This window comes from Citrobacter sp. CFNIH10 (assembly GCF_002934585.1).
Lineage (GTDB): Bacteria > Pseudomonadota > Gammaproteobacteria > Enterobacterales > Enterobacteriaceae > Citrobacter_A > Citrobacter_A amalonaticus.
Genome location: NZ_CP026216.1, coordinates 2,573,268 through 2,596,793, shown reverse-complemented (window position 1 = coordinate 2,596,793; position 23,526 = coordinate 2,573,268). Strand labels below are relative to the sequence as shown.

26 protein-coding genes and 1 other RNA gene are annotated in these 23,526 nt (G+C 54.1%); 11 read left to right on the top strand and 16 right to left on the bottom strand.

The features are described from left to right. Positions 1-330 precede the first annotated feature (330 nt). The 4 genes from tomB to C2U53_RS15940 all read left to right on the top strand — a co-directional run bounded on the left by tomB (position 331) and on the right by C2U53_RS15940 (position 2,263). Positions 331-705 (top strand): Hha toxicity modulator TomB, encoded by a 375-nt coding sequence (gene tomB, locus C2U53_RS15955; protein ID WP_042324455.1) that lies wholly within the window; start codon positions 331-333, stop codon positions 703-705. Between the two features lie 27 nt (positions 706-732). Further along, positions 733-951 (top strand): HHA domain-containing protein, encoded by a 219-nt coding sequence (locus tag C2U53_RS15950; RefSeq protein ID WP_001280991.1) that lies wholly within the window; start codon positions 733-735, stop codon positions 949-951. A gap of 176 nt (positions 952-1,127) precedes the next feature. Continuing rightward, positions 1,128-1,679, top strand: coding sequence for a maltose O-acetyltransferase (gene maa, locus C2U53_RS15945; RefSeq protein ID WP_104446101.1), 552 nt, complete (start codon positions 1,128-1,130; stop codon positions 1,677-1,679). A gap of 113 nt (positions 1,680-1,792) precedes the next feature. Next, complete coding sequence (locus tag C2U53_RS15940; RefSeq protein WP_043001559.1) at positions 1,793-2,263, top strand: YlaC family protein; 471 nt, start codon at positions 1,793-1,795, stop codon at positions 2,261-2,263. Between the two features lie 49 nt (positions 2,264-2,312). Here the strand turns inward: C2U53_RS15940 and ykgO are convergent, their stop codons facing one another. Next, positions 2,313-2,453 (bottom strand): type B 50S ribosomal protein L36, encoded by a 141-nt coding sequence (gene ykgO / locus C2U53_RS15935; protein WP_003859006.1) that lies wholly within the window; start codon positions 2,451-2,453, stop codon positions 2,313-2,315. Between the two features lie 222 nt (positions 2,454-2,675). On the opposite strand from ykgO, the gene C2U53_RS15930 reads away from it, so the two are divergent. Then, entirely contained in the window at positions 2,676-4,226 is a 1,551-nt protein-coding gene (locus tag C2U53_RS15930; protein WP_054176085.1) for an EAL domain-containing protein, read from the top strand. Positions 4,227-4,265: 39 nt separating this feature from the next. Here the strand turns inward: C2U53_RS15930 and C2U53_RS15925 are convergent, their stop codons facing one another. Both C2U53_RS15925 and C2U53_RS15920 read right to left on the bottom strand, forming a co-directional pair. Then, on the bottom strand, positions 4,266-4,619 hold the full coding sequence (locus C2U53_RS15925) for a DUF1428 domain-containing protein (protein WP_043001561.1): 354 nt from the start codon (positions 4,617-4,619) through the stop codon (positions 4,266-4,268). Between the two features lie 82 nt (positions 4,620-4,701). Next, positions 4,702-5,298, bottom strand: coding sequence for a YitT family protein (locus C2U53_RS15920; protein WP_104446100.1), 597 nt, complete (start codon positions 5,296-5,298; stop codon positions 4,702-4,704). Positions 5,299-5,382: 84 nt separating this feature from the next. Here C2U53_RS15920 and C2U53_RS15915 point away from each other — a divergent pair, with 84 nt between their 5' ends. Then, a complete protein-coding gene (locus tag C2U53_RS15915) occupies positions 5,383-6,810 on the top strand; it encodes a PLP-dependent aminotransferase family protein (protein WP_104446099.1) in 1,428 nt (475 codons plus the stop codon). On the opposite strand, the gene C2U53_RS15910 is transcribed toward C2U53_RS15915, so the two are convergent. The 3 genes from C2U53_RS15910 to ffs form a co-directional block, all read right to left on the bottom strand. Beyond that, positions 6,807-7,025 (bottom strand): hypothetical protein, encoded by a 219-nt coding sequence (locus C2U53_RS15910; protein ID WP_043001564.1) that lies wholly within the window; start codon positions 7,023-7,025, stop codon positions 6,807-6,809. The genes C2U53_RS15915 and C2U53_RS15910 overlap by 4 nt on opposite strands. Continuing rightward, positions 7,022-7,273 (bottom strand): hypothetical protein, encoded by a 252-nt coding sequence (locus tag C2U53_RS15905; RefSeq protein WP_043001565.1) that lies wholly within the window; start codon positions 7,271-7,273, stop codon positions 7,022-7,024. The genes C2U53_RS15910 and C2U53_RS15905 overlap by 4 nt, the downstream gene beginning before the upstream one ends. A gap of 199 nt (positions 7,274-7,472) precedes the next feature. Further along, positions 7,473-7,569: signal recognition particle sRNA small type (ffs, locus tag C2U53_RS15900), an RNA gene on the bottom strand. 162 nt (positions 7,570-7,731) lie between these two features. On the opposite strand from ffs, the gene C2U53_RS15895 reads away from it, so the two are divergent. Further along, positions 7,732-8,043, top strand: coding sequence for an MGMT family protein (locus C2U53_RS15895; protein WP_043002001.1), 312 nt, complete (start codon positions 7,732-7,734; stop codon positions 8,041-8,043). Positions 8,044-8,074: 31 nt separating this feature from the next. On the opposite strand, the gene C2U53_RS15890 is transcribed toward C2U53_RS15895, so the two are convergent. Beyond that, positions 8,075-8,644, bottom strand: coding sequence for a YbaY family lipoprotein (locus C2U53_RS15890; RefSeq protein ID WP_044267638.1), 570 nt, complete (start codon positions 8,642-8,644; stop codon positions 8,075-8,077). 212 nt (positions 8,645-8,856) lie between these two features. On the opposite strand from C2U53_RS15890, the gene tesB reads away from it, so the two are divergent. Continuing rightward, on the top strand, positions 8,857-9,720 hold the full coding sequence (gene tesB, locus C2U53_RS15885; protein WP_043001567.1) for an acyl-CoA thioesterase II: 864 nt from the start codon (positions 8,857-8,859) through the stop codon (positions 9,718-9,720). 73 nt (positions 9,721-9,793) lie between these two features. Here tesB and amtB read toward each other — a convergent pair whose 3' ends face one another. The 5 genes from amtB to decR form a co-directional block, all read right to left on the bottom strand. Further along, entirely contained in the window at positions 9,794-11,080 is a 1,287-nt protein-coding gene (gene amtB, locus C2U53_RS15880; protein ID WP_043001568.1) for an ammonium transporter AmtB, read from the bottom strand. 31 nt (positions 11,081-11,111) lie between these two features. After that, positions 11,112-11,450 carry a P-II family nitrogen regulator gene (glnK, locus tag C2U53_RS15875; protein ID WP_002891893.1) on the bottom strand — a complete coding sequence of 113 codons (339 nt, stop codon included), beginning with the start codon at positions 11,448-11,450 and terminating at the stop codon, positions 11,112-11,114. A gap of 223 nt (positions 11,451-11,673) precedes the next feature. After that, entirely contained in the window at positions 11,674-13,452 is a 1,779-nt protein-coding gene (locus tag C2U53_RS15870; protein WP_043001569.1) for a SmdB family multidrug efflux ABC transporter permease/ATP-binding protein, read from the bottom strand. Further along, complete coding sequence (locus C2U53_RS15865; RefSeq protein WP_044258950.1) at positions 13,445-15,217, bottom strand: SmdA family multidrug ABC transporter permease/ATP-binding protein; 1,773 nt, start codon at positions 15,215-15,217, stop codon at positions 13,445-13,447. The genes C2U53_RS15870 and C2U53_RS15865 overlap by 8 nt, the downstream gene beginning before the upstream one ends. Positions 15,218-15,262: 45 nt before the next feature. After that, on the bottom strand, positions 15,263-15,721 hold the full coding sequence (gene decR / locus C2U53_RS15860; RefSeq protein WP_043001571.1) for a DNA-binding transcriptional regulator DecR: 459 nt from the start codon (positions 15,719-15,721) through the stop codon (positions 15,263-15,265). A gap of 112 nt (positions 15,722-15,833) precedes the next feature. Here decR and C2U53_RS15855 point away from each other — a divergent pair, with 112 nt between their 5' ends. Beyond that, complete coding sequence (locus C2U53_RS15855) at positions 15,834-16,889, top strand: PLP-dependent cysteine synthase family protein (protein WP_104446098.1); 1,056 nt, start codon at positions 15,834-15,836, stop codon at positions 16,887-16,889. 42 nt (positions 16,890-16,931) lie between these two features. Here C2U53_RS15855 and cof read toward each other — a convergent pair whose 3' ends face one another. Beyond that, a complete protein-coding gene (cof, locus tag C2U53_RS15850; protein ID WP_104446097.1) occupies positions 16,932-17,750 on the bottom strand; it encodes an HMP-PP phosphatase in 819 nt (272 codons plus the stop codon). Between the two features lie 99 nt (positions 17,751-17,849). Between cof and C2U53_RS15845 the strand changes: the two genes are divergently transcribed. Next, the gene (locus C2U53_RS15845; protein ID WP_099433844.1) at positions 17,850-19,550 is read left to right on the top strand and encodes an SgrR family transcriptional regulator; all 1,701 of its coding nucleotides are present in this window, start codon (positions 17,850-17,852) and stop codon (positions 19,548-19,550) included. A 190-nt stretch (positions 19,551-19,740) separates the two neighbouring features. After that, positions 19,741-20,436, top strand: a complete 696-nt coding sequence (queC, locus tag C2U53_RS15840; protein ID WP_043001575.1) for a 7-cyano-7-deazaguanine synthase QueC — start codon at positions 19,741-19,743, stop codon at positions 20,434-20,436. Positions 20,437-20,500: 64 nt separating this feature from the next. Here the strand turns inward: queC and fadM are convergent, their stop codons facing one another. The 3 genes from fadM to ppiD form a co-directional block, all read right to left on the bottom strand. Further along, complete coding sequence (gene fadM / locus C2U53_RS15835) at positions 20,501-20,899, bottom strand: long-chain acyl-CoA thioesterase FadM (RefSeq protein WP_043001576.1); 399 nt, start codon at positions 20,897-20,899, stop codon at positions 20,501-20,503. A 103-nt stretch (positions 20,900-21,002) separates the two neighbouring features. Continuing rightward, a complete protein-coding gene (locus tag C2U53_RS15830; protein ID WP_104446096.1) occupies positions 21,003-21,383 on the bottom strand; it encodes a helix-hairpin-helix domain-containing protein in 381 nt (126 codons plus the stop codon). A gap of 150 nt (positions 21,384-21,533) precedes the next feature. Then, on the bottom strand, positions 21,534-23,408 hold the full coding sequence (gene ppiD / locus C2U53_RS15825) for a peptidylprolyl isomerase (RefSeq protein WP_044267655.1): 1,875 nt from the start codon (positions 23,406-23,408) through the stop codon (positions 21,534-21,536). Positions 23,409-23,526: the final 118 nt, after the last annotated feature.

The window sequence follows — 23,526 nt, the reverse complement described above, 5'->3', positions numbered from 1 at the left end:
GACAATTCCTGGGGGGCATCCGTTTCTGGTTTCGTGCCGGAGGTAAGCGACGAGGATGGAAAGAGAGGATAATCTGATGAATTTCAAAATAATCACGTAATTATCTCATTTCGGTATGGGTTGGCGACATGCTATAATGAGAAAAATCCACAAACCTTCACTTTCTCTCATATTACATTAATTGTAATTTTTCGTAATATAACGATGAAATCTTTTTTAGAGTAGATTATAGTTAAATCATCAAGCGTAGAAGGCAAGTACCAGGTCAGTTAGTTGTACCCATCCCGAAAGGTGTTCGGTTAGTTCAAGCCACTAAGAAGGGGATGCGTTATGGATGAATACTCACCCAAAAGACATGATATAGCGCAGCTTAAATTTCTTTGTGAAACGCTTTATCACGACTGTCTTGCAAACCTTGAAGAAAGCAATCATGGCTGGGTTAACGACCCAACCTCGGCGATCAACCTTCAACTCAACGAACTGATAGAGCATATTGCAACCTTCGCACTTAATTATAAAATTAAGTATAATGAGGACAATAAGCTGATTGAGCAGATTGATGAATATCTGGACGACACATTTATGTTGTTCAGCAGTTATGGCATTAATGCGCAGGATCTGCAGAAATGGCGGAAATCAGGTAATCGCTTGTTCCGTTGCTTTGTGAATGCCACCAGAGCTAACCCTGTTAGTTTGTCTTGTTAAAAATTATTACAATCATAGGTAAGATTTATGTCCGATAAACCATTAACTAAAACTGATTATTTGATGCGCTTGCGACGCTGTCAGACAATTGACACACTTGAACGCGTGATTGAGAAAAATAAATATGAATTATCTGACAATGAATTGGCTGTATTTTACTCAGCCGCCGATCACCGTCTTGCAGAATTGACGATGAATAAACTTTACGACAAGATCCCCTCCTCCGTCTGGAAATTCATTCGTTAATTTGATTACTGAATATCAGGAAATACGGATGTTTTCCTGGGGAACATTTATCTTATTTGCAATAACAATAGCATGGCTATTGTGACTTCTGTCACGGTATAGTTCAGGGATCGTTCCCTGATTAACGCAGACCCTCTACTGTATTGCCTCACCAGTGAACAGGCAGAGAGCGCAGAATGAGTGAAGAGAAGCGTAAAATGATAGCGGGTGAACGGTATCACTCGGCAGATGAGACTCTGCGCCATGACCGATTGCAGGCGCGTCGGTTCGTTCACCGCTACAATCACACCGCCCCGGATGAAAAGGCCGAACGCCAGGCTATTCTCCACGCCCTGTTAGGTCAGTGCGACCGCCCCTACATCGAGCCTTCATTTCGCTGTGACTACGGTTACAATATCTTCCTGGGTAAAGACTTCTACGCCAACTTCGACTGCGTCATGCTCGACGTCTGCCCCATTATTATTGGTGATAACTGCATGCTGGCTCCCGGCGTTCATATCTATACCGCCACGCATCCGCTGGATGCGACAGAACGCAATAGCGGACTGGAGTTCGGCAAACCCGTCACGATTGGCAATAATGTCTGGATTGGTGGGCGTGCGGTCATTAATCCCGGCGTCAGCATTGGTGACAATGTGGTGGTTGCCTCCGGCGCCGTAGTGACCAAAAGCGTACCCGCCAACGTCGTGGTGGGAGGTAATCCAGCACGGATTATTAAAACACTGTAAATAGAATTGTAACTGTTATGCTAAATTGTGGTTAATCTGTTACTTTTTTCAGGCTAATCGCCCACTTAAAATAGGGCGTTCCCCTGTAAGTTGCGAAATCACGAAGGCAAAAAATGACAGAAATACAACGCCTGCTCACTGAAACCATCGACGATCTGAATGTTCGTGAGAAGCGCGATAATAAGCCCCGCTTTAGCATCAGCTTTATTCGTAAACATCCAGGCCTGTTTATCGGGATGTATGTTGCGTGGTTTGCCACGCTGGCGGTCATGCTGCAATCAGAAACGCTGGTTGACTCTGTCTGGCTGCTGGTGGTGCTGTTTGTCATCCTCAACGGTTTTTTCTTTTTTGATGTCGCCCCGCGCTATCGCTATGAAGATATCGACGTACTGGATTTCAGGGTGTGTTACAACGGCGAGTGGTACAACACCCGGTTTGTGCCCCCTACACTGATTAGCACCATCCTTCACTCCCCGGACGTTGACGATGAACGCAAAGCGCAATTACAGAAGATGCTGACGCGTAAAGGCGAACTGTCGTTTTACGATATCTTCACTCTTGCCCGCGCAGAAGCCACACCATAGCCAATTGGTATTGCCGGATAGACTTTTCCTCTATCCGGCCCTCTTCTCTCTAACGTCGTTTTTTCCTTCCCTGTACCGCTTTGAAACGCGGGTTGCTCTTACAAATCACATATAAACGCCCTTTCCGCTTTACGATCTGACAGTCGGGATGGCGCTGCTTTGCGCTACGTAATGAATTCAAGACCTGCATGATATCCTCATCAGCGTTGATATTATGTTATAGCATAACATTACTTTATCGCTGAACGCATGACAGTTCAATCCTTTCCGCATTAACGCGCGTTCTTTTGCATTGAAGACGGCGAAAAGTCGGACTCCCCACAAAAAATTCTGCAGATTAACGACATCATTTACAGGGCTTTTTTCCCGATCGGATATACTTTCTCTACAATGCGTTATTAAGGATATTTGCGTGAGAACACGACATCTGGTCAGTCTGGTAACAGGAGTGCTTATCCTCGCCGTATTGGTTCCGGTCGGTTTGAGTGTCTGGCTCGCTCATCGCCAGGTCGAAAAGAAATTCATCGAGGAGCTGGATACCTACTCATCGCGCGTCTCTGAACGTACTGAACGCGTGGTGGCCCAGGCAAAACAGGCATTACAGCAGATTAACGCCGTGAACAGCGCACCGTGCTCGCGTGAACACTTACTGGCGATGCGGAGACTTTCCTTCAGCTATCGCTATGTCCAGGAAGTACTGTATCTGCGAAACAACATACCACGCTGTTCCTCTCTGGAGCAGGAAAGTTATACCTCGGCCTTCCCGCCGCCCATGAAAATCACTAACGATGGCTACCGCGCCTGGTTTACCGCGCATAACGATCTGGGGATCGAGCGTTACATGGCAGCACTGGGCTATGGCGACTATATCGTGATGATTGATCCCGCCTCTTTTATCGACGTGGTTCCTTTTGGCGCCTGGCAGATCGATGTCGCGATTATTGGCGTAAAACGCAATACCGTCATTGCCAGCAGCAGCGCGCTCGCACCGAATATTCTGCAATTTACTCAGGAAACCACGCCTCGCCACATGGAAAGTCATGGCATTATTTATGAGATTCGCCCTTTCCCGGAGATGGGCATTACCATTGTCAGTTGGGCGTCGACCCTCCCACTACAAAAAATCTGGTACCGGCAGGCGCTGATCTGGGTTCCCGCCGGCACTCTGATCGGTCTGCTGGCCGCCGCCTTTATTTTGCGCATTCTGCGCCGTCTCCAGTCACCCCATCACCGATTGCAGGATGCCATCAATAACCGCGATATTAAGGTCCATTATCAGCCTATTGTGTCACTCAGCACCGGCAAAATCGTAGGGGCGGAAGCGCTGGCGCGCTGGCCGCAAACTGACGGCAGCGACCTGTCGCCCGACATTTTCATCACTCTGGCCGAAGAGACTGGTCTTACCGAACCTCTCACCCGCTTAATCATTGAAACGGTATTTGAGGATATGGGGAAATGGCTGAAGCAGCATCCCGAACAGCATATTTCCATAAATGTTGAAGCGGCGGATCTCGCCTCTGAAAAGCTCCCGACGTTGCTCAGTAAACGGCTTAACCGGTATCAGCTTGCCCCCTCACAGATTGCGCTGGAACTGACGGAACGGGGATTTGCCGATCCGAAAACCAGTTCACCCATTGTCGCCCGCTATCGTAAGGCGGGGCATGCTATCTATATTGATGATTTTGGCACCGGCTATTCCAGTCTTAGTTATTTGCAGAATCTGGACGTAGATATCCTGAAAATCGACAAATCGTTTGTCGATGCGCTCGAATATAAAAACGTGACGCCGCATATCATCGAAATGGCCAAAACGCTGAAGCTGAAAATGGTGGCGGAAGGAATTGAAACGGCTAATCAGGAAGACTGGTTGCGCCAGCACGGCGTCCATTATGGGCAGGGCTGGCTTTACAGCAAAGCACTGCCCAAAGAAGCATTTATTCTGTGGGCGGAAAAACGCTTATAACGCAAAGATGGCTGGCGGCACGCCGCACAGCCAGTCACGCTAGTCGTCGATAATGGGGGAGAATCCGCCGTAAATCATACGTTTACCATCAAACGGCATCGACTCACTGAACGCTTTCATGCGCGGATCGTTCATCATCTTCTGATTCGCCGCATCCCGCACTTCTTTCGACGGGTATTCAATCCAACTGAATACCACTTCTTCGTGCTCCTCGGCTTTCACCGCCATACGAAAATCGGTGAGTTTGCCATCGGGCACATCCTCAGCCCAGCATTCCACAATACGGAGCGCGCCAAATTCCTTGAACAGCGGTGCTGCTTTTGCCGCCATCGCCTTATAAGCCTCCTTGTTTTCGGCAGGTACGGCAAGGACAAATCCATCCACGTACTTCATGAGAAAAACCTCCGAAGTCCACCGCGCGACAAGCCTATTCCAGCCGCGTCAGTCGTGAATAAGTGTAGTCGCCCTCTCCTGTCTACGCCGTCTGAATCCGCGCCCTGGGTTTGTAGCGAAACCACGGCAGGCAGATCTGGATCAGCGGCCCAATCGCCAGCGCATACAGCACGGTTCCGACGCCAAGCGTACCGCCGAGCAGCCAACCGCTCAGTAAAACAGAAACTTCAATCGCCGTTCGGATCGTACGCACCGACCATCCCGTGCGGGTGTGAATACCGGTCATCAGACCGTCTCTCGGCCCGGCGCCAAACCCCGCGCCAATGTACATCCCCGTCGCCAGGGCGTTCACTACCACGGCCGCCACCAGCATAAGGCTACGCACCGCGAGAGAGGAAAACGTTGGTATCATCGCCAGCGCGGCATCGGCGGCAAGCCCGATCACAATCACGTTACTGAGCGTCCCCAATCCTGGGCGCTGACGCAGGGGGATCCACAGCAGGAGTACCAGCGCGCCGACAATAATCATCACCACGCCAATCTTCATCGACAACAGATTCGCCAGCCCCAGATGGAACACGTTCCACGGATCGGCACCTAAATCCGCGCGCACAAACATCGCGGTTGATACCCCATACAGAGCCAGCCCAAAATAAAGTTGAACCAGACGACGTCCCATTTTCACCCTCCCCGTTCAGATAGTCTTCATCATCGCTGTAATTGGCACTATGATTAATGACCAGTTTTGAAAAAGTGGACTGCAATGTCATCACGTCGTTATGGAAGTCAATCTCTCCAGCGCCTGATTGGGCACTGGCAGGACAGCGCCGCAAGAACTCCGCTCTGGCGGCAACTGGCAGAAGCGTTGCGTCTGCTGATCCTCGACGGGCGTCTGGCACTCGACAGCCGTTTGCCCGGAGAACGCGAACTGGCTGCGGTACTCGACATCAGCCGGACCACCGTGGCCAGCGCGCTGGCGCAATTGCGGGAAGAGGGATATCTGGAGAGTCGGCACGGCAGTGGGTCGCGTGTGGTTCTGCCAGGTCATATCCGCGAAGTGCCGACGCGAACCGGTACCACGATGGCATTGGATCTCTCCACCGCCGCCCTCAGTGCGGGGCCTGAAATCCATCAGGCTTATCAACAGGCGCTGGTTGCGATGCCACCGCATTTGCTGACGTCGGGCTATCAACCGCAGGGATTACTCTGCTTGCGTGAATCGCTCGCCCGTCATTACTGTGCGCGAGGCCTGCCGACAACGGCGGATGAAATCATGGTGGTCAACGGCGCGGTCAGTGGTCTGGCGCTGATCCTGCGCTTATTGACTGGCCCCGGCGATCGGGTAGTGGTCGATCATCCGACGTACCCGCTGGCAATTGCGGCCATTCAGGGCGCCTCCTGTCGACCGGTGGGCGTGTCATTACCCGAACAGGGTTGGGATACGGATGGACTGGCCGCAACCATCGCCCAGACCTCACCGAGAATGGCCTATCTGATGCCGGATTTCCATAATCCCACCGGGCGGTGTATGGATGATGGGACGCGGCACGTCATCGCGGATATTGCTGCCCGTACGCGTACAACGCTAGTGATTGACGAAACGATGGTGAACCTCTGGTACGACGCCCCACCGCCCCCGCCACTGGCGGCGTATCACCGCGACGCCCCGGTAATTATGCTGGGTTCAGCGGGCAAGAGTTTCTGGGGAGGACTGCGTCTGGGCTGGGTGCGTGCGCCATCACGTACCATCGCCGCGCTGGTGCAAACACGGGATACGGTCGATTTGGGCTCGCCGGTCATCGAACAACTTGCCACCACGTGGCTCCTTGATAATGCTGATTCATTTTTGCCGCAGCGCAGACAACAGCTCGCCGCGCGGCGCGAACTCTGCGACACCCTGATGCGCAAACACTTTCCCGAGTGGCGCTATCAGCAACCACAGGGCGGATTATCCTTCTGGGTAGAACTGCCGGATACGCTGGCAACGCTTTTCGCCACGCGGGCGGAAAGCGTCGGGATCCAACTCGGAACAGGCACCCGTTTTGGGCTCGCGGGCGCGTTTGATCGTTTCTTACGTATGCCGTTTGCCTTACCGGAAGAGCCTCTGCGCGCGGCGTTTAACACCCTGGAACCGATCTGGGAAACACTGCGTCTGCAGTCCGGCAACGCTAAGGTGCGTAAGATTATTTAATGCTGGCGAGGAACCGGAAAACCCTTGAGGGAAATCACAAAATTATCGCCCTCTTTCTTTATTTTGGCACCGGCATCGCACCAGTCAGAGGCTATACGGAAAAATTCATCACTACCAACGTTCCAGCTCAGGCAAACATGCTTAACATAACCCGAGCGGAGCAGTTCACAGGCTTCGCCATAGTTACTGGCGATGGATAGCGTTTGCTGTTTCATTTTTTCTTCTTCAGTAGTCTGCGCAATGCTTTGATTTCTTTAGGAGTCAGTGGCTCAACAAACGACTCTTCCGTGTGTTGGCTATCGATATCGCCAGCCGAGACCCCCGCCTCTGCCGCAACGTCGAAGGCAATCAGCAGCAGTTTTTCTGTCGTGACGCTTAAATTCTCATTATTCAGTTCAGCGTAATGACGAAGTTTTTCTTTTAACGTCTCATCAATTTTGACATTCAGTACTGCAGTAGCCATCGTAAGAATCCTTGTGGACAGGCAAAAGCACGGTTCCGGCGACGACAGGATCGCCATGGCGTGATAAGCGAATTGAGCGCCAGGATTTAACATCCCAAAAACACTTTGCCAGCATTTGATGACAAAAAAATGACAAAACCATGACAACAACAAGAAGAAAAACGAAGATGTGATGCCAGATGGCACAAATGGGTGGGGGCCCTGCCAGCTACATCCCGGCACACGCGTCATCTGCCTTGGCTGCTTCCTTCCGGACCTGACCTGGTAAACAGAGTAGCGTTGCGGGAGAACCAACAGAGCCCCCATTGAGAGCGTTGTTAACCAACGCGCAGGCGCATTATCACTGCTGCCCCCTGTAATTGCAAGCCATCGGCGGTCAGATGCTGGTTTCTTGCGCAATGGAACTTCCCGCGCCCGCCATTCCAGATTATGCTGAAGGATTACCGCAGGAAGAGACCATGGACAGACAAGACACTTTCCCTCAGCGCGTCTGGCAAATTGTTGCCTCCATTCCCGAAGGCTGTGTCACCACTTATGGCGACATCGCATTGCTCGCAGGTTCTCCGCGCGCGGCCAGACAGGTTGGCGGCGTACTCAAACGTTTACCCGAAGGCAGCACCCTGCCCTGGCATCGGGTGGTGAATCGGCACGGCGCGATTTCACTCACCGGTCCCGATCTACAGCGACAACGGCAGGCATTACTGGCGGAAGGTATTGTGGTATCAGGGAGCGGGCTGATTGATTTGCAACGGTATCGCTGGAATTATTGACCCTCTCCGGATGGAGAGGGTCAGACAGGCCTTAGTACTGTGTCGGAGCAGGCACCGCTGAAGACGGGTTGACCTGCGTTGGCGAAGTTGAAGGCACCGTTGTCGCTGCCCCACCGCTTGCCTGTACAGGCACTTCCGTTTGCTGGACCGGCACCAGAGTCAGATCGGCTTTCGTGCCGCCCTGGTTGATGACCGGCTGAACGGTATCGGTAATGAACACCAGTTTGTCATTCACCGTAATTGCCGCACTCAGCAAAATGCGGGCATTCGGCTGCACGTCAGCCGGGTTAAACGGCAGAACGAAGCTAAATGGCGCCTGTTTCCCTTCGGTACGAACCGCTTTCTGGGACAACACTTTCGACGGGGCGTCGGCGAGCGACGCATCCGACAGGGTCACGGTAAGCACGGCGTCAGGCGGCAATGCCACTTTCTGACGGATCCATACGGTACCCGAGACATTAGGTTGCTGAATAGCAGGCTGTGTGGCCGTTGCTGAAGTGTTTGGGTTTGGCGCTGGCGTCTGGATATCCGCGCTTTTATCTGCGCAGGCGGCCAGAGCAACCGCAACCGCTAAACCACTTACCATGTGCATGAGCTTCATTAAATTCTCCTTATCATCTCTGCACCAGCGGGTTTTCCTCCCGCCGGAAGAGTGGTTAACAAAAACGTAACGTAGCTAAGTGTGGCACATATCACTTATTTTTGCCTGGAATTGGCCAGTTTTTCAGACTATTGCACCCATCGGACCACTTCTAAAATTGCGTTATACTCTGCCTATCTCGCTTCGGCGTCGTTGTTACCTGGAGAGCATGTATGAGTCAGGCACTGAACAATTTGCTGACATTGTTGAATCTGGAAAAAATTGAGGAAGGACTCTTTCGGGGCCAAAGTGAAGACTTAGGGCTGCGCCAGGTATTTGGTGGACAGGTCGTCGGTCAGGCGCTGTATGCAGCGAAAGAAACGGTACCAGAAGAACGCCTGGTTCACTCGTTTCATAGCTATTTTTTACGCCCTGGTGATAGCCAGCGACCGATTATTTATGACGTGGAAGTTCTGCGCGACGGCAACAGCTTCAGCGCCCGCCGCGTTGCCGCTATTCAGAACGGAAAGCCTATTTTTTATATGACCGCTTCATTCCAGGCGCCAGAGCCCGGTTTCGAACATCAAAAAACCATGCCGCACGCCCCCGCGCCGGAAGGATTGACATCAGAAACCGACATTGCCCGGTCAGTCGCGCATCAGTTGCCGCCGATTTTAAAAGATAAATTTCTCTGCGATCGCCCGCTGGAAGTGCGTCCCGTTGAGTTTCATAACCCGTTAAAAGGCCATGTGGCAGAACCCACGCGCCAGGTGTGGATCCGCGCGAACGGTACGTTACCCAACGACATTCGCGTCCATCAGTATCTGTTGGGCTACGCCTCCGATCTCAATTTCCTGCCGGTTGCCCTGCAACCTCACGGCATTGGTTTCCTGGAAAAAGGGATTCAGATTGCCACGATCGACCATTCCATGTGGTTCCACCGTCCGTTTGATTTGAATGAATGGCTGCTGTACAGCGTGGAAAGCACGTCGGCCTCCAGCGCGCGCGGATTTGTTCGCGGCGAGTTCTACACGCAGGATGGCAAACTGGTGGCCTCGACCGTGCAGGAAGGGGTAATGCGTAATCACAACGAATAAAAAACCGGATGGCATTGCTGCGCATCCGGCGATATCCCGTGTTGCCCGGTTAAGTTCACCGGGCATTTTTCTGTTATGCGTTGTAGGCATTCTCGCCGTGACTGTTCACATCCAGCCCTTCGCGCTCTTGCTCTTCCGGGACGCGCAGACCAACGGTCATATCCGCCAGCTTGTAGCCGATGAAGGCCACGACGCCAGACCAGACGATCGTGATGGCGATGCTCTCAAGCTGAACCAGCAGCTGATGCCCCATCGTCACCCCTTCAGCAAAGCCCACACCGCCCAGTGCGCTTGAGGCAAAGACCCCGGTAAGAATACAACCGACAATCCCGCAGACACCGTGAACGCCAAACACATCACACGGGTCATCAACGCGCAACAGACGTTTGAGCATTGTCACGCCCCACAGCCCGGCCACGCCAGCCACCACGCCAATGATTAACGCGCCACCGACACCGATGTAACCACAGGCAGGCGTCACGCCAACCAGACCGGCAATCGCCCCTGAGCATGCCCCCAGCAGAGACGGTTTACCGCGCAACGCCCACTCGCCGAAGATCCAGCCGAGGATCGCGGCGGCCGTGGCAACAACGGTGTTCACAAAGGCCAGCGCAGCAATTTCGTTCGCCGTCCCTGCGGAACCGGCGTTAAAGCCAAACCAACCGATATAGAGGATCGCCGTACCGGTAAAGACCATCGGCAGGTTATGCGGTTTGAACGCCTCTTTGCCGAAACCCACACGTTTGCCAATCAGGTAAGCCCCCACCAGGCCAGCGATGGCGGCGTTGATATGCACGACGGTACCGCCGGCAAAGTCCAGCGCACCGTGCGATCCCAACAGGCCGCCGCCCCACACCATATGGGCAATCGGAATGTAGGAGAGGGTCAGCCAGACCACCACGAAGATCAGGACGGCCGAGAAACGGATGCGTTCCGCCAGCGAACCGACGATCAGGCCGACAGTAATACAGGCAAACGATCCCTGGAAAGCAACGTGAATATACTGGTAGATACTGCCCATTACGGCGGTCAGTTCAATGTTTTTCAGCATCACCCAGTTGAAGTTACCGAAGAAGCTGTTCCCTTCGCCGAATGCCAGTGAATAACCAAACACCACCCATATGATGCACACCAGCGCAAAGGTGACGGTGACCTGCGTCAGCATCGACAGGACGTTCTTCCCGCGGATCAAACCGCCGTAAAACAGGGCGATACCCGGTATGGTCATAAACAGCACCAGCGCGGTACAAATCATCATAAAGGCGTTATCGGCTTTATCCGCCACTGCCGGAGCAGCCATCGCGAGACCTGGCAGCAGCGCCAGCGAAGCAAGGCCCGTTTTCATCGTTGCTATCTTCATTTTGTCGTTTCCCGTTACTGTGTGCCAGGCTTTACAGCGCCGCTTCGTCAGCTTCGCCGGTGCGAATACGAATGACGCGTTGCAGCTCCGCGACGAAAATTTTGCCGTCGCCAATTTTTCCGGTGTAGGCCGCCTTGCTGATGACATCGATCACTTCATCCAGTTGGTCGTCGGCAATGGCCACATCAATCTTCACTTTAGGCAGGAAGTTGACGCTGTACTCTGCACCCCGATATAACTCGGCATGACCCTTCTGACGTCCGAACCCTTTCACTTCGGTGACGGTCAGCCCTTGAATACCAATAGAAGAGAGCGCTTCGCGAACGTCTTCCAGTTTGAACGGTTTGATTACCACGGTAACCAGCTTCATAGATCCCCTCCAGTCAGAATTCGGCATATGGTGCGACTACACGACTGAGGTATTGCAAGGGGTATGCCAGAATTGAAAAAGCGGGGCCGATGTCTGTTCTACAGGCCGTCTGACGGGCGATTCAGAATGGAAAACGGAACGGGAAAAGAAAAACGCACCATGGCAGTGCATGATGCGTTACATTTTTGCACCACCGCCGAAGCGACCCGGCAGTGGCGGTGCATCAGGCGGAAAGCGACTCCTCGCGAACGCTGGCGGCAAGCTCTTCGCCAGCGAGCTGGAGCTGATACATCTGCCAGTAGCGCCCTTGCGCCGCAAGCAGTTGCTGATGAGTACCACGCTCTACCGCCTGTCCACGATGAAGCACCAGAATGGTGTCCGCCTCAACAATGGTCGACAGTCGGTGCGCAATCACCACCAGCGTGGTGTGTTCGCGCACGGCGGCCAGCGCATGTTGAATGGCCTGCTCGGTACCGGAATCGATACTGGCGGTCGCTTCGTCGAGGATCAAAATTTGCGGCGTTGCCACCAGTACCCGCGCCAGCGCCAGCAGCTGTTTCTGCCCGACGGAGAGATTGTTCCCCTGCTCACCAAGTTGGGTATGAATGCCTTCGCTCATCCCGCGAGCCAGTTCCGCCAGTTGCACCGTCTCCAGGGCTTGCCACACTTGTTCTTCAGATATATCCCGCCCCAGCGTCACGTTTGCCAGGAATGAATCCGCCATGACCACCGGATCCTGTTGCACCATCGCGACGCCCTGACGCAACGCGCTGTGACTCAGTGAACGTAATGGACGCCCATCAAGGCGAATCTCCCCCTGACTCAGTGGGTAATAGCCCATCAGCAGACTGGCAAGCGTACTTTTACCACTGCCGGTATGCCCAACCAGTGCAACAAAACTGCGGGACGGTACGGAAAGGCTGACATTTTGCAGCACCAGATTATCATCGCGGTAGGCGAACGACACATCCTCAACGTCAATCTGCCCGGACGCCAGCGGTCGCGGGTCCTGCCCGTAACGCTGGCGCGGCCCGTCCATCAGTTCAAACACGCGCTCCCCGGCCACCACGGCCTGTTGCAGCATCGACTGCTGAGTGGTCAGTTCGATCAGCGGTTCATTCAGGCGTCCCAGATAACTGATAAAGGCGTAGAGCACCCCGACTTCTATTGTCCCTGCCGACGTAAAACTGAACAACATCAACAGACCGCAGAGAATGAGCGCGGAAAACAGGCTCAGCAGAGGCCGTAATAAGAAGCCATCTAAACGCAACGTCTGCATACGCGCCAGATAATGCGAGCGGCTGGCTTCGCCCATCCTCTCACCAAAGCGCGCCTGCTGGCGAAACTGCTGGATCACGCTCATGCCGTTAATCACTTCGTTGAAGCCATCATTGATATCGGCGAGATAAGCCCGCACACGACGGACTATCGGCGTGCTGTAACGCTGATAGATAATCATCACCACCAGCACCGCCGGGAAAATCAGGATCGCCACCAGCGCCATGCGCCAGTCGAGACTGAACATTGCCACCAGCATCGCGCCAATCAGGGCCGCGCTGCGCAGAACTGTCGCGACTACCGTGACATACAGATCGCGGATCACTTCGGTATCGTTGGTGACGCGCGAAATGAGCTGTCCGACGGGCTGCGTGTCAAATTCACTCAACGGCTGGCGCAGCGCGGCATCCATCACGTCGGTACGCAATTGCTGCACCACGCCGACCGCAGCGCGGTTAAACAACAGCGACTGAGCATAGTGCAGACTGGCGGCGAGAATCTGCAGCCCAAGATAGGCGGCAATGAGTCCGGTCACCCTCCCCAGCGGCAGATTATTTTTAGCCACCATGTTGTCGATGAAGTAGCTTATCAGTAGCGGCCCGCTGACTTCTGCGGCCGCCGCGACCCACAGCATAATCACTGCAACGCCTAACGGTTTTCGCCATGGCGATCCATAGGCCAGCAGGCGTTTGAGGGTCGGCCATAACTGCCCAAAACTACGCATTTGCCGCCTCCTCGTTATTTTCCGGCGCATCATCAAGCGCCGCTTCCAGTTGCTGATAACGGTACATATCGCGATACCACCCCGCCTGCTGCACCAGCGCCTCGTGATCGCCGCGCTGCGCGATATGCCCATGCTGCATCACGATGATTTCGCTCGCTTCAGTCAGCGCCGAGAGGCGGTGCGCGCTGATAATCACCGTTCGCCCTTCTCCCCACTGGCGCAGATTGTGTAAGATCTGATGCTCCGTTCGCCCGTCCACCGCCGACAGGGCGTCGTCCAGGACCAGGATTTCGGCATTCAGCAACAGCGCCCGCGCAATGGAGATACGCTGTTTCTGTCCGCCAGAAAGCATCACGCCGCGCTCGCCGACCTCGGTATCGTAGCCCTGCGGCAGACGAAGAATATCCTCATGTACGCTGGCTAAACGCGCCACATGTTCAATATCCTGTTGCGTGGCGCTGGGGCAGCCCAGCGCAATGTTATTCGCCACGGTATCTGAAAACAGGAATGGCGTCTGACTGACCACCGCCAGCCGACTGCGCCAGCTATCCAGTTGCAGGCGTGGCAGAGGGATGTCATGAAAGCGGATATCCCCCTCGGTGATATCGAAATGGCGCTGAATCAGCGACAACACAGTACTTTTACCCGCGCCTGTCGGCCCGCAGATGCCGAGCATCTGCCCAGGCTTAAGCTGAAAATTGACGTTTTCCAGCGTCGGGTGCGTGGTTTGCGGATAGCAGAACGCACGGATCGCCACCGCCAGTTCGCCCCGCCCTTCCGGCACCGGTTCGCTGCCATCATTCACCACCGGCGCTTCGGCCAGCATCGCGCGAATACGACCGTAAGCGGCGCTACCGCGTTCCACGATGTTAAACATCCACGCCAGCGCCAGCATCGGCCAAATCATCAGCCCGAGGTACATCATGAAGCTGGTCAGTTGTCCCAGCGTCAGCGAACCTTGTACGACCATCCAACTGCCGCCACCGATAGCCAGCAGGTTCGCCGTGCCGATGGCGATATAAATCGTCGGATCAAAACGGGCATCAATACGCGCCACGCGCATGTTTTTCTTCCCGGTATCTTCCGCATCAGCCGCAAACAGTGCGGACTGCCGATCCTCCAGACCAAAGGCTTTGATCATACGAATACTGGTCAGGCTCTCCTGGGTACGGTCATTGAGACTGGAGAACGCCGCCTGTGCCAGTCTGAAACGATCATGCAGACGATCGCCGTAGCGTTTGATCATCAGCGCCATTACCGGCATCGGCAGTAGAGCAAACAGCGTAAGCTGCCAGCTGATCTGCGTGGACATCACAATCAGCACCGCACAGCCCATCACCAGCGAATCCACCAGCGTCAGAACCCCTTCCCCGGCGGCAAAGACCACGCGGTCAACATCATTGGTGGCGCGCGCCATGAGATCACCAGTGCGGTGGCGCAGATAAAATTCAGGATGCTGGCGGCTGAGTTGGCGGTAATAATCTTCGCGTAGCTCCACCGCCAGTTGGTAAGACGCACCAAACAGCAGCACGCGCCAGACGTAGCGCAGCAGATAGACCACCACGGCAATCAGGGCGATGGTGCCAATCCACAGCATGATCTGTTGCGGCGTAAAGCGTTGTGTAGATACGCCATCCACCACAATACCGACCACTTTTGGTGGAATGAGTTGCAGAATAGCGATGAGGATAAGCAAGGCAACCGCCCCGAGGTAGCGACGCCACTCCCGGCGAAAATACCAGCTTAATTGAGCAAATAATCGCACGTATTATGTCCTGACCTGATTTTCCGGCAAATCGTGCCGGGAGAGTTATTCGATTGGCAGCGCAGTGGTGTATTTAATCTGTTCCATGGCAAAGCTCGACGTGACGTCCGACAGACCGGGAACGCTATTGACCAGACGTTTATAGAAGTCGTCATAGCGCTTCATGTCGGCCACCTGAACCCGCATCAGGTAGTCGTACTCCCCGGCCATGCGCCAGAAGCCCAACACCTCCGGCATCTCACTGACCACCGTCACGAAGCGGCAATACCAGTCACTGCTGTGATGCTGGGTTTTAATGAGCACAAAGGCAGTTAATCCCAGCCCCAGTTTTTCCGGATCCAGCAGTGCGACTTTACCGACCAGAATTCCCTCATCTTCCAGTCGTTTGAGGCGTTTCCAGCAGGGTGTGGTGGTCAGATTAACGGCATCCGCCAGCGCCTGCAAAGAGAGGGTGCAGTCCTGTTGCAACAATGCAAGCAGCTTACGGTCAATTTTATCTAACATACCGGCACCTCAGAGAAGAATTTTCTCCTTACATTCTATTTTAAAGGCTAAATGGCAACAATTTTTTCCGTGCTTTTCGCTACTCTTGGCACAAAATGACAAATGGATATTAATGATGAACAGCACCTGGGTTAAAAATGCCATCAATGAGATTAACGCAGATTATCAGCGCTCGGCGGATACCCATCTTATCCGCCTGCCATTACCGGCATTTCCGGATATCCAGCTCTATCTGAAAGATGAAAGCACCCACCCGACCGGTAGCCTGAAGCACCGGCTGGCGCGTTCTCTGTTCCTCTATGGGTTGTGCAATGGCTGGATTAAGGAAGGCACGACGATTATCGAATCCTCTTCCGGTTCAACGGCAGTCTCCGAAGCCTATTTCGCGCGCCTGCTGGGGCTGCCGTTTATCGCCGTCATGCCCGCCTGCACGGCCAAACGGAAAATCGAACAGATTGAATTTTACGGTGGTCGCTGTCATTTCGTGGACAGCGCCTGCGAGATTTATGCGGCGTCAGAACAACTGGCGCATGAGTTGAACGGCCATTATATGGATCAGTTCACCTATGCCGAACGCGCCACCGACTGGCGCGGTAACAACAATATCGCCGACAGCATCTTCCGCCAGATGCAGTGTGAACCGCATCCCGTACCGAAACACATTGTGATGAGCGCCGGAACCGGCGGGACCTCCGCGACCATTGGCCGCTACATCCGCTGCCAGGGTTACGATACAAAATTGATGGTGGTGGACCCGGAAAACTCCGTCTTCCTGCCTTTCTGGCAGTCGCGTGATGCTACGCTGCACAGCCCTGTCGGCAGCAAAATTGAAGGAATTGGACGCCCGCGCGTCGAACCGTCATTCATTGCCGACGTGGTCGATGAGATGCTGCGCGTACCGGATGCCGCCAGCGTGGCGACCGCGCACTGGCTGGAAACGCAACTGGGCCGCAAAGTCGGCGCCTCTACGGGCACCAATATGTGGGGAATGTTGCAACTGGCCGCCCGCATGCGCGAAGCCGGAGAAACCGGTTCGCTGGTGACGCTACTGTGCGACAGCGGCGAACGCTATCTGGACACCTACTACCATGCTGAATGGGTGAGCGCCCATATTGGCGATCTTAGCGCGGCGAAAGCAGAGCTGGCGGGGTTGCTGAATACCCATTAATCAAAAAAAACCGGGCTGAACGCCCGGTGCTGGTAGGGTCTCTCATTCGGGGGAATAAGGAAGATTTGGATAGTCCAGCCAATGTGTCAAAAAGTGTGATACCGCCTGGTTGCGACAATGACCAATCACCGGTAAATGGGGAAGTTCGGCTATAAGCTGCGGCATGGCATTGCCCATGATCAGGCCACGGCCGACGCTGCCAAGCATTTCGCGATCGTTCATCGCGTCACCAAACGCCATACATTCCGCCAGCGACAACCCCAGATGTCCGCTCAGGACCTCCAGTGCAGAACCTTTGTTACAGCCTACCGGCAGTACTTCCAGGCAATCGATCGCCGAGTAACAAAGATGGGCTCGTGCGCCCAGTACCTCTTCAAGCTGAATTTTCAGCCGCGTCAAATCGTCATGATCGCCACAGAAGCAAACTTTAGTCACCCGATCTGCCGGAATACGCGCGACATCCACAATCTGATAGCGAAAACCGCTATAGACGTGGGCGTGCAGCATCTCGGGGATCTCTTGTCCGGTAAACCAGCCGTTATCGTTGAAGACATGCATACTCGCCTGTGTGTCCCAGTGCTGATGCAGGACGATCTCAGCAACAGCCGGATCCAGATCCTGACGGTGCAGCACCTCGCCTTCCAGCGAGTGAATGCGTGTCCCGTTACCGGTGATCAGAAAAGCATCGAGAGAAAAAGTGCCGAGAATATGGCGCATTTCCAGTACATGGCGTCCGGTGGCCAACGTCAGGGTAATGTCACGTTCACGCAGACGCGCCAGAGTAGAGAGCGTTTCATCACCCAAAAGGTGATTTGGCATCAACAGGGTGCCATCCATATCAAATGCAGCCAGGCGTGCCATCTCTTTCTCCACTCGGTGACGGATTAACTTGTGATTCAGTATTACCTGAGATATACGGAAGTAATAGTGAATAGATAAAAGAAATTGTTCCGGGTTTATATGCGACTTCTCAATCGGCTTAATCAGTACCAGCGACTCTGGCAGCCTTCTAACGGCGAACCGCAGCACGTGACCGTCGGGGAACTGGCTGAACGCTGCTTCTGTAGTGAGCGGCACGTCCGCACGTTGTTGCGCCAGGCGCAGGAATCGGGTTGGCTGCTCTGGGAGGCGCAGTCCGGACGCGGTAAGCGCGGGCAACTGCGTTTTCTGGTGGCCCCGGAATCATTGCGCACGGCGATGATGGAACAGGCGCTGGAGAAGGGCCAACAGCTTAGCGTACTGGAGCTGGCGCAACTGGCACCCGGTGAACTGCGGGCCATGCTGCAGCCCTTTATGGGGGGTCAATGGCAAAACGACACGCCCACGCTGCGTATTCCCTATTACCGTCAGCTTGAACCGCTGCATTCTGGTTTTCTTCCCGGTCGCGCCGAGCAACATCTCGCAGGGCAGATTTTCTCCGGACTGACCCGTTTTGACAGCCAGACGCAGCGGCCCTGCGGGGATTTAGCCCACCACTGGGATATTTCCGCCGACGGGTTGCGCTGGGACTTCTATATCCGCTCGACGCTGTTCTGGCACAACGGTGACGCGGTAGAAACCACACAGCTTCATCAGCGACTGCTGATGTTGCGCAAACTCCCGGCACTGAACCGGCTGTTTATCAGCGTAAAGCACATTGAGGTGACGCATCCACAGTGCCTGACGTTTATCCTGCACCGCCCGGATTTCTGGCTGGCGCACCGGCTGGCAAGCTACGGCAGCCTGCTGGCACATCCGGAACACCCCGTCATCGGAACGGGACCTTTTCGTCTGACGCTGTTTACGCCCGAACTGGTACGTCTGGAAAGCCATGACCATTACCATCTCGTACATCCACTGCTCAAAGCCATTGAATACTGGATCACCCCTCAGCTTTTTGAGCAAGATCTCGGCACTAGTTGTCGCCATCCGGTGCAGATAACCATTGGCAAACCCGAAGAGCTCGCCACGGTGAGCCCGGTAAGTACCGGCATCAGTCTCGGCTTTTGCTATCTCGCGCTGAAAAAAAGCGCCCACCTGACGCCACTGCAGGCTCGTCGGCTGGTCAGCCTTATTCATCGTTCTTCACTGCTGCAAACGCTGGATGTGAGAGAAAACCTGATTACGCCCTGCAACGAATTGTTGCCTGGCTGGGACATCCCGCAGTGGGAGGGGCTGGAATCGGTTGAACTACCGAAAAAAATGACGCTGGTTTATCACCTGCCGGTGGAACTGCATACTATGGCAGAACACCTGCGCCACACGCTGGCCGCCCTCGGCTGCGAACTGACGCTGATTTTTCATAACGCGAAAACCTGGGACGGCTGCCAACGGCTTGCCGAAGCGGATCTGCTGATGGGAGACCGCCTGATTGGCGAAGCGCCCGAATATACACTCGAACAGTGGCTACGCTGTGATTCACTTTGGCCGCACGTGCTTGATGCACCAACATTCTCACATCTTCAGGCCACGCTGGATGCGCTGCAAATCAGACCGGAAGAGGATCATCGCTATGCCGCGCTGCGGCAAGTTTTCGCCAGCCTGATGGATGACGCGACGCTGACGCCGCTGTTTAACTATCACTATCGCATCAGCGCACCACCTGGTGTGAACGGGGTGCGGTTGAATCCGCGCGGCTGGTTTGAGTTCACCGAAGCCTGGCTACCACCACCCGCGTCGTGAAGAAGCTGGTCGCCAGGCAACTCTGGCGCTACCATAGCGGCTTTATACACGTCATTCTTCAAACTGCCTCTTTGTCGGCTACGTCTGTTCACCCCTGTCATTTACTTATGTAAACTCCAGGAGATTCTCAGACTTTTCGTCTCGATGCAATTTGAATGGCTTTGTGTACAGTAACTTATCAGGATTAACCATGAAACGTGCCGTCGTAGTATTCAGTGGAGGCCAGGACTCCACCACCTGTCTGGTGCAGGCGCTGCATCAGTATGATGAAGTGCATTGCGTGACCTTTGATTATGGTCAGCGCCATCGCGCGGAGATTGATGTTGCACGTGATCTGGCCCTGAAACTGGGTGCACGTGCACACAAAGTACTGGACGTGACGCTGCTGAGTGAACTGGCAGTCAGCAGCCTGACCCGTGACAACATCCCGGTTCCGGATTATGAACCGGATGCTGATGGGATCCCGAATACCTTTGTCCCTGGACGTAATATTCTGTTTCTGACCCTGGCGGCGATTTATGCTTATCAGGTAAAAGCAGAAGCGGTGATTACCGGCGTCTGCGAGACCGATTTCTCTGGTTACCCTGACTGCCGCAATGATTTTGTCGAGGCGCTGAATCACGCCATTAAACTGGGGATGGCGAAAGATATCCGCTTTGAAACGCCACTGATGTGGATTGATAAAGCCGAAACCTGGGCGCTGGCAGATTATTGGGGCAAGCTGGATCTGGTACGTGAAGAAACGCTGACCTGCTATAACGGCATCAAGGGCGACGGTTGCGGCCACTGCGCGGCCTGTAATCTACGCGCAAATGGCCTGAATCATTACCTGGCAGATAAACCGGTCATAATGGCGGCAATGAAGCAGAAGACCGGCTTGAAATAATTGCGGGTTTCGCCGGATGGCGGTGCCTGGCACCTTATCCGGCCAACAGTTGGATCATCCACCCCTACTTCACCATCTGCTCCAGCTTTTCGCGTAACTCCCCTTCCAGCGGCAGCGCTTTTTGCGATTTCAGATCAATACAGACGAACGTAATAAGCGCATCAGCCACCACCTGTCCTTCCGGTTCCAGCGTAATCACCTGGCTTAGAATACCGCTTTTCCCGTTTAGCTGTTGCACCTGACTGGTGACGGTTAGCAGATCACTCAGAACCGCCGGACGGCGATAGTTAATATTGATGTTGACCACCACGAAAGCGATATTGTGGGCAGTCATCCATTGAAAGCTATCGCTGCTCTCCAGGCCATCCCAGCGGGCTTCCTCCAGAAACTCAAGATAGCGGGCATTATTCACGTGCTGGTAGACATCAAGATGATAACCACGAACCTTAATCTGTGTTTGCATAGCGCAGAGACCTTACGTTTTTGTTATAGAGAGACAGGAGTAGAGAGGCCATAACTGGTATGACCTCTCTCAGTCTGGCAAATATTTGCCAGTGCGCAAGTGATTAAAGTGTTAAAGCAGACAGATTGCGCTCCACTAACGCGTTGCCCATCCCCGGTACTTGTTTGAGATCTTCCACCGTTTTAAACGGACCGTACTCATCACGATAGCTGACGATCGCCTGTGCTTTCTTCAGGCCAACACCGTTCATCGCGCGCGCCAGCTCTTCTGCCGATGCGGTATTGATGCTGACCCTGGTGCCCTCTTCGGTGCTGGCTTTCGCCGGAACCGCGGATTTGTTTTGCCCTGCAACCGGTGCTTGTGCGCTGGTCTCCACCGCTGGGCTTTTCGCTGCCGCTGTCGATGACGCCGCCAGCGCGCTTTGCGTCATACCCGCGCAGGCGAAGGAAAGGGTGATAAGTAACGCTTTGATTCCATATTTCATACTGTTTTCTCCTTGTTAGTGAACAGTGGAATCACGATAACGAGGTTAAAACCAACGAACAAATGGCAAATGTCAGAAATGGAAAAGGCCGCGAAAGCGGCCTTCAGGTGTTACAACGGTTGTGCAATGATTTGCGAGACGTCTCGACGATTACGGCTGTTGATCCATCGCATCGCCGATTTTGATTTTCGCCGATTTACGCAGGTTACTCATCAATGCCTCAAAGACAATCTGCGCATTGTTCTGGGTGATCCCCTGAACCATCGCTTTCTTCTGATCTTCCGGCATGGAGCCCGCTTTCACGTCGTCCAGAGCCAGCAAAACCACATTGCCCTGCATATCGTTGGCAATGCCATAGCTCGGCTTATCTTTCGCCGGCAGGCTCAGACCAAACGCCACCTGGCTAACCGGATCCTGGCCCGTACGGCTCAGCGTTTTAGACTCTCCAAAGCTCAGACCAGCGGCTTTCATCGCTTCTGCGCCTTTACCCGCCTTCAGCTCAACCAGCAGTTTTTCCGCATCCAGTTTAGCCTGCTGCTCTGCTTTGTTGTGCTTAACCAGCGCCGTTACCTGATCTTTCACCTCAGACAGCGGCTTCACGGCCTCTGCCTTGTGATCGCTGATACGCAGAACAAACGCGCGATCGCCATCGACGGTGATGATATCGGAGTTTCTGCCCGGCGCGCCGTTTTCACCCACCAGAGCACCATCAAAAATGGCGTCTGATACCGGTTTGAAATTCAGCTCTTCCGGCAGGTTCTCGTGACTGAACCAGCCCGTCTGTACCGCTTTCGCGCCAGCTGCCTGTTCGGCACCCGCCAGAGATTCCGTATCATTGTTCGCCGCATCGCTCACTTTCTGCTGTAAAGCAAAGTAAGCATCCAGCGCTTTTTCCTGTTTCACTTTCGCTGCGATGTCATCACGGACTTCGTTCAGCGGCTTCACAACCGCCGGCTGAATGTCGTCCAGACGCACAACCAGAAAGCCAACAGAGGATTTAATCACGCCAGAAAGCTGGCCCTTCTCTTTCAGCCCGGCATTTTTCAGCTCTTCCGGCGTGGTGGCGTCTTCCAGCCAACCCATATCGCCGCCGTTGCGGGCAGAGATGATGTCGGCCGATTTCTCTTTCGCCAGCGCAGCAAAGTCACCACCTTTGTTCAGCGCGTCGAGTACCGCTTTCGCTTCATCTTCCGTTTTAGTCTGGATGATGCTGTAACGGCTACGCTGTGCCTGGGTGAACTGATCCTGATGCTGATCGTAATAAGACTGGATATCTTCATCGCTGACCGGCTTTTGCATCGAGGCGGCGTCCAGCTTGATGTAGCTGACGCGGAACTGTTCCGGAGTCATGAAGCTGTTTTTGTGCTGCTCGTAGTAGCTGGCCACTTCCTGATCCGTCACCGACTGCTTCGCTGCAAGAGCATTGACGTCAATCGTGGCTTCACGGACGACACGCTGCTGTGCAACCAGCGCCGCCAGCTCATCAGTCTCACCCTTGAGCATAAAATCGGTGCCCGCGACGCCGCTGATAAGCTGCTGTGTAGTCAGTTGGTTACGCAAGGCTTGCGCATACTGGTCAGCGGTCATCCCCATCTGATTAACAATCGCGTTATAGCGGTTGTTATCAAATTTGCCATCGACCTGGAATGCCGGCGTGGAGAAAATCGCCTGCTTCACCTGCTCGTCGCTGATGCCCAGTTTGAGTTCGCGGGCATACTGATCAAGCAGCGCTTCATCAATCAGACGATTAAGCGTCTGCTGGCGCAGGGTTTTCATGTAACCTTCGTTTGCCGCAAGCTCAGAGTACTGATCGCCCAACTGTTGCTGCATGCGATTACGTTCGCTGTTGAACGCATTCTCAAACTGCCCACGGCTGATTTCCTGGTCATTCACTTTAGCGGCGTAGTTGTTGCCTCCGCCAATCAGGTAACCACTCACGCCGGTCAGAATGAACGACACGATAATGATTCCGAAAATAATCTTGAGCACGAGACTGTTAGCAGCCGTGCGTAAGCTGTCCATCATGGTGTAACCACACTCCGCTGTAGGTGACTATACACGGCATCTTTCACGCGGCCTCGTCGTTAACTGCCCCGATGAAACGTGAATGCCTTGTGTATATACGCGTTACGCAGCATAGCGT

Bases quoted from the DNA above. Each gene is read 5' to 3' on its own strand.
- tomB (WP_042324455.1), top strand. From the start codon at position 331: ATGGATGAATACTCACCCAAAAGACATGATATAGCGCAGCTTAAATTT.
- C2U53_RS15950 (WP_001280991.1), top strand. From the start codon at position 733: ATGTCCGATAAACCATTAACTAAAACTGATTATTTGATGCGCTTGCGA.
- maa (WP_104446101.1), top strand. From the start codon at position 1,128: ATGAGTGAAGAGAAGCGTAAAATGATAGCGGGTGAACGGTATCACTCG.
- C2U53_RS15940 (WP_043001559.1), top strand. From the start codon at position 1,793: ATGACAGAAATACAACGCCTGCTCACTGAAACCATCGACGATCTGAAT.
- ykgO (WP_003859006.1), bottom strand. From the start codon at position 2,453: ATGCAGGTCTTGAATTCATTACGTAGCGCAAAGCAGCGCCATCCCGAC.
- C2U53_RS15925 (WP_043001561.1), bottom strand. From the start codon at position 4,619: ATGAAGTACGTGGATGGATTTGTCCTTGCCGTACCTGCCGAAAACAAG.
- C2U53_RS15920 (WP_104446100.1), bottom strand. From the start codon at position 5,298: ATGGGACGTCGTCTGGTTCAACTTTATTTTGGGCTGGCTCTGTATGGG.
- C2U53_RS15915 (WP_104446099.1), top strand. From the start codon at position 5,383: ATGTCATCACGTCGTTATGGAAGTCAATCTCTCCAGCGCCTGATTGGG.
- C2U53_RS15910 (WP_043001564.1), bottom strand. From the start codon at position 7,025: ATGAAACAGCAAACGCTATCCATCGCCAGTAACTATGGCGAAGCCTGT.
- C2U53_RS15905 (WP_043001565.1), bottom strand. From the start codon at position 7,273: ATGGCTACTGCAGTACTGAATGTCAAAATTGATGAGACGTTAAAAGAA.
- C2U53_RS15895 (WP_043002001.1), top strand. From the start codon at position 7,732: ATGGACAGACAAGACACTTTCCCTCAGCGCGTCTGGCAAATTGTTGCC.
- C2U53_RS15890 (WP_044267638.1), bottom strand. From the start codon at position 8,644: ATGAAGCTCATGCACATGGTAAGTGGTTTAGCGGTTGCGGTTGCTCTG.
- tesB (WP_043001567.1), top strand. From the start codon at position 8,857: ATGAGTCAGGCACTGAACAATTTGCTGACATTGTTGAATCTGGAAAAA.
- amtB (WP_043001568.1), bottom strand. From the start codon at position 11,080: ATGAAGATAGCAACGATGAAAACGGGCCTTGCTTCGCTGGCGCTGCTG.
- glnK (WP_002891893.1), bottom strand. From the start codon at position 11,450: ATGAAGCTGGTTACCGTGGTAATCAAACCGTTCAAACTGGAAGACGTT.
- C2U53_RS15870 (WP_043001569.1), bottom strand. From the start codon at position 13,452: ATGCGTAGTTTTGGGCAGTTATGGCCGACCCTCAAACGCCTGCTGGCC.
- decR (WP_043001571.1), bottom strand. From the start codon at position 15,721: ATGTTAGATAAAATTGACCGTAAGCTGCTTGCATTGTTGCAACAGGAC.
- C2U53_RS15855 (WP_104446098.1), top strand. From the start codon at position 15,834: ATGATGAACAGCACCTGGGTTAAAAATGCCATCAATGAGATTAACGCA.
- cof (WP_104446097.1), bottom strand. From the start codon at position 17,750: ATGGCACGCCTGGCTGCATTTGATATGGATGGCACCCTGTTGATGCCA.
- C2U53_RS15845 (WP_099433844.1), top strand. From the start codon at position 17,850: ATGCGACTTCTCAATCGGCTTAATCAGTACCAGCGACTCTGGCAGCCT.
- queC (WP_043001575.1), top strand. From the start codon at position 19,741: ATGAAACGTGCCGTCGTAGTATTCAGTGGAGGCCAGGACTCCACCACC.
- fadM (WP_043001576.1), bottom strand. From the start codon at position 20,899: ATGCAAACACAGATTAAGGTTCGTGGTTATCATCTTGATGTCTACCAG.
- C2U53_RS15830 (WP_104446096.1), bottom strand. From the start codon at position 21,383: ATGAAATATGGAATCAAAGCGTTACTTATCACCCTTTCCTTCGCCTGC.
- ppiD (WP_044267655.1), bottom strand. From the start codon at position 23,408: ATGATGGACAGCTTACGCACGGCTGCTAACAGTCTCGTGCTCAAGATT.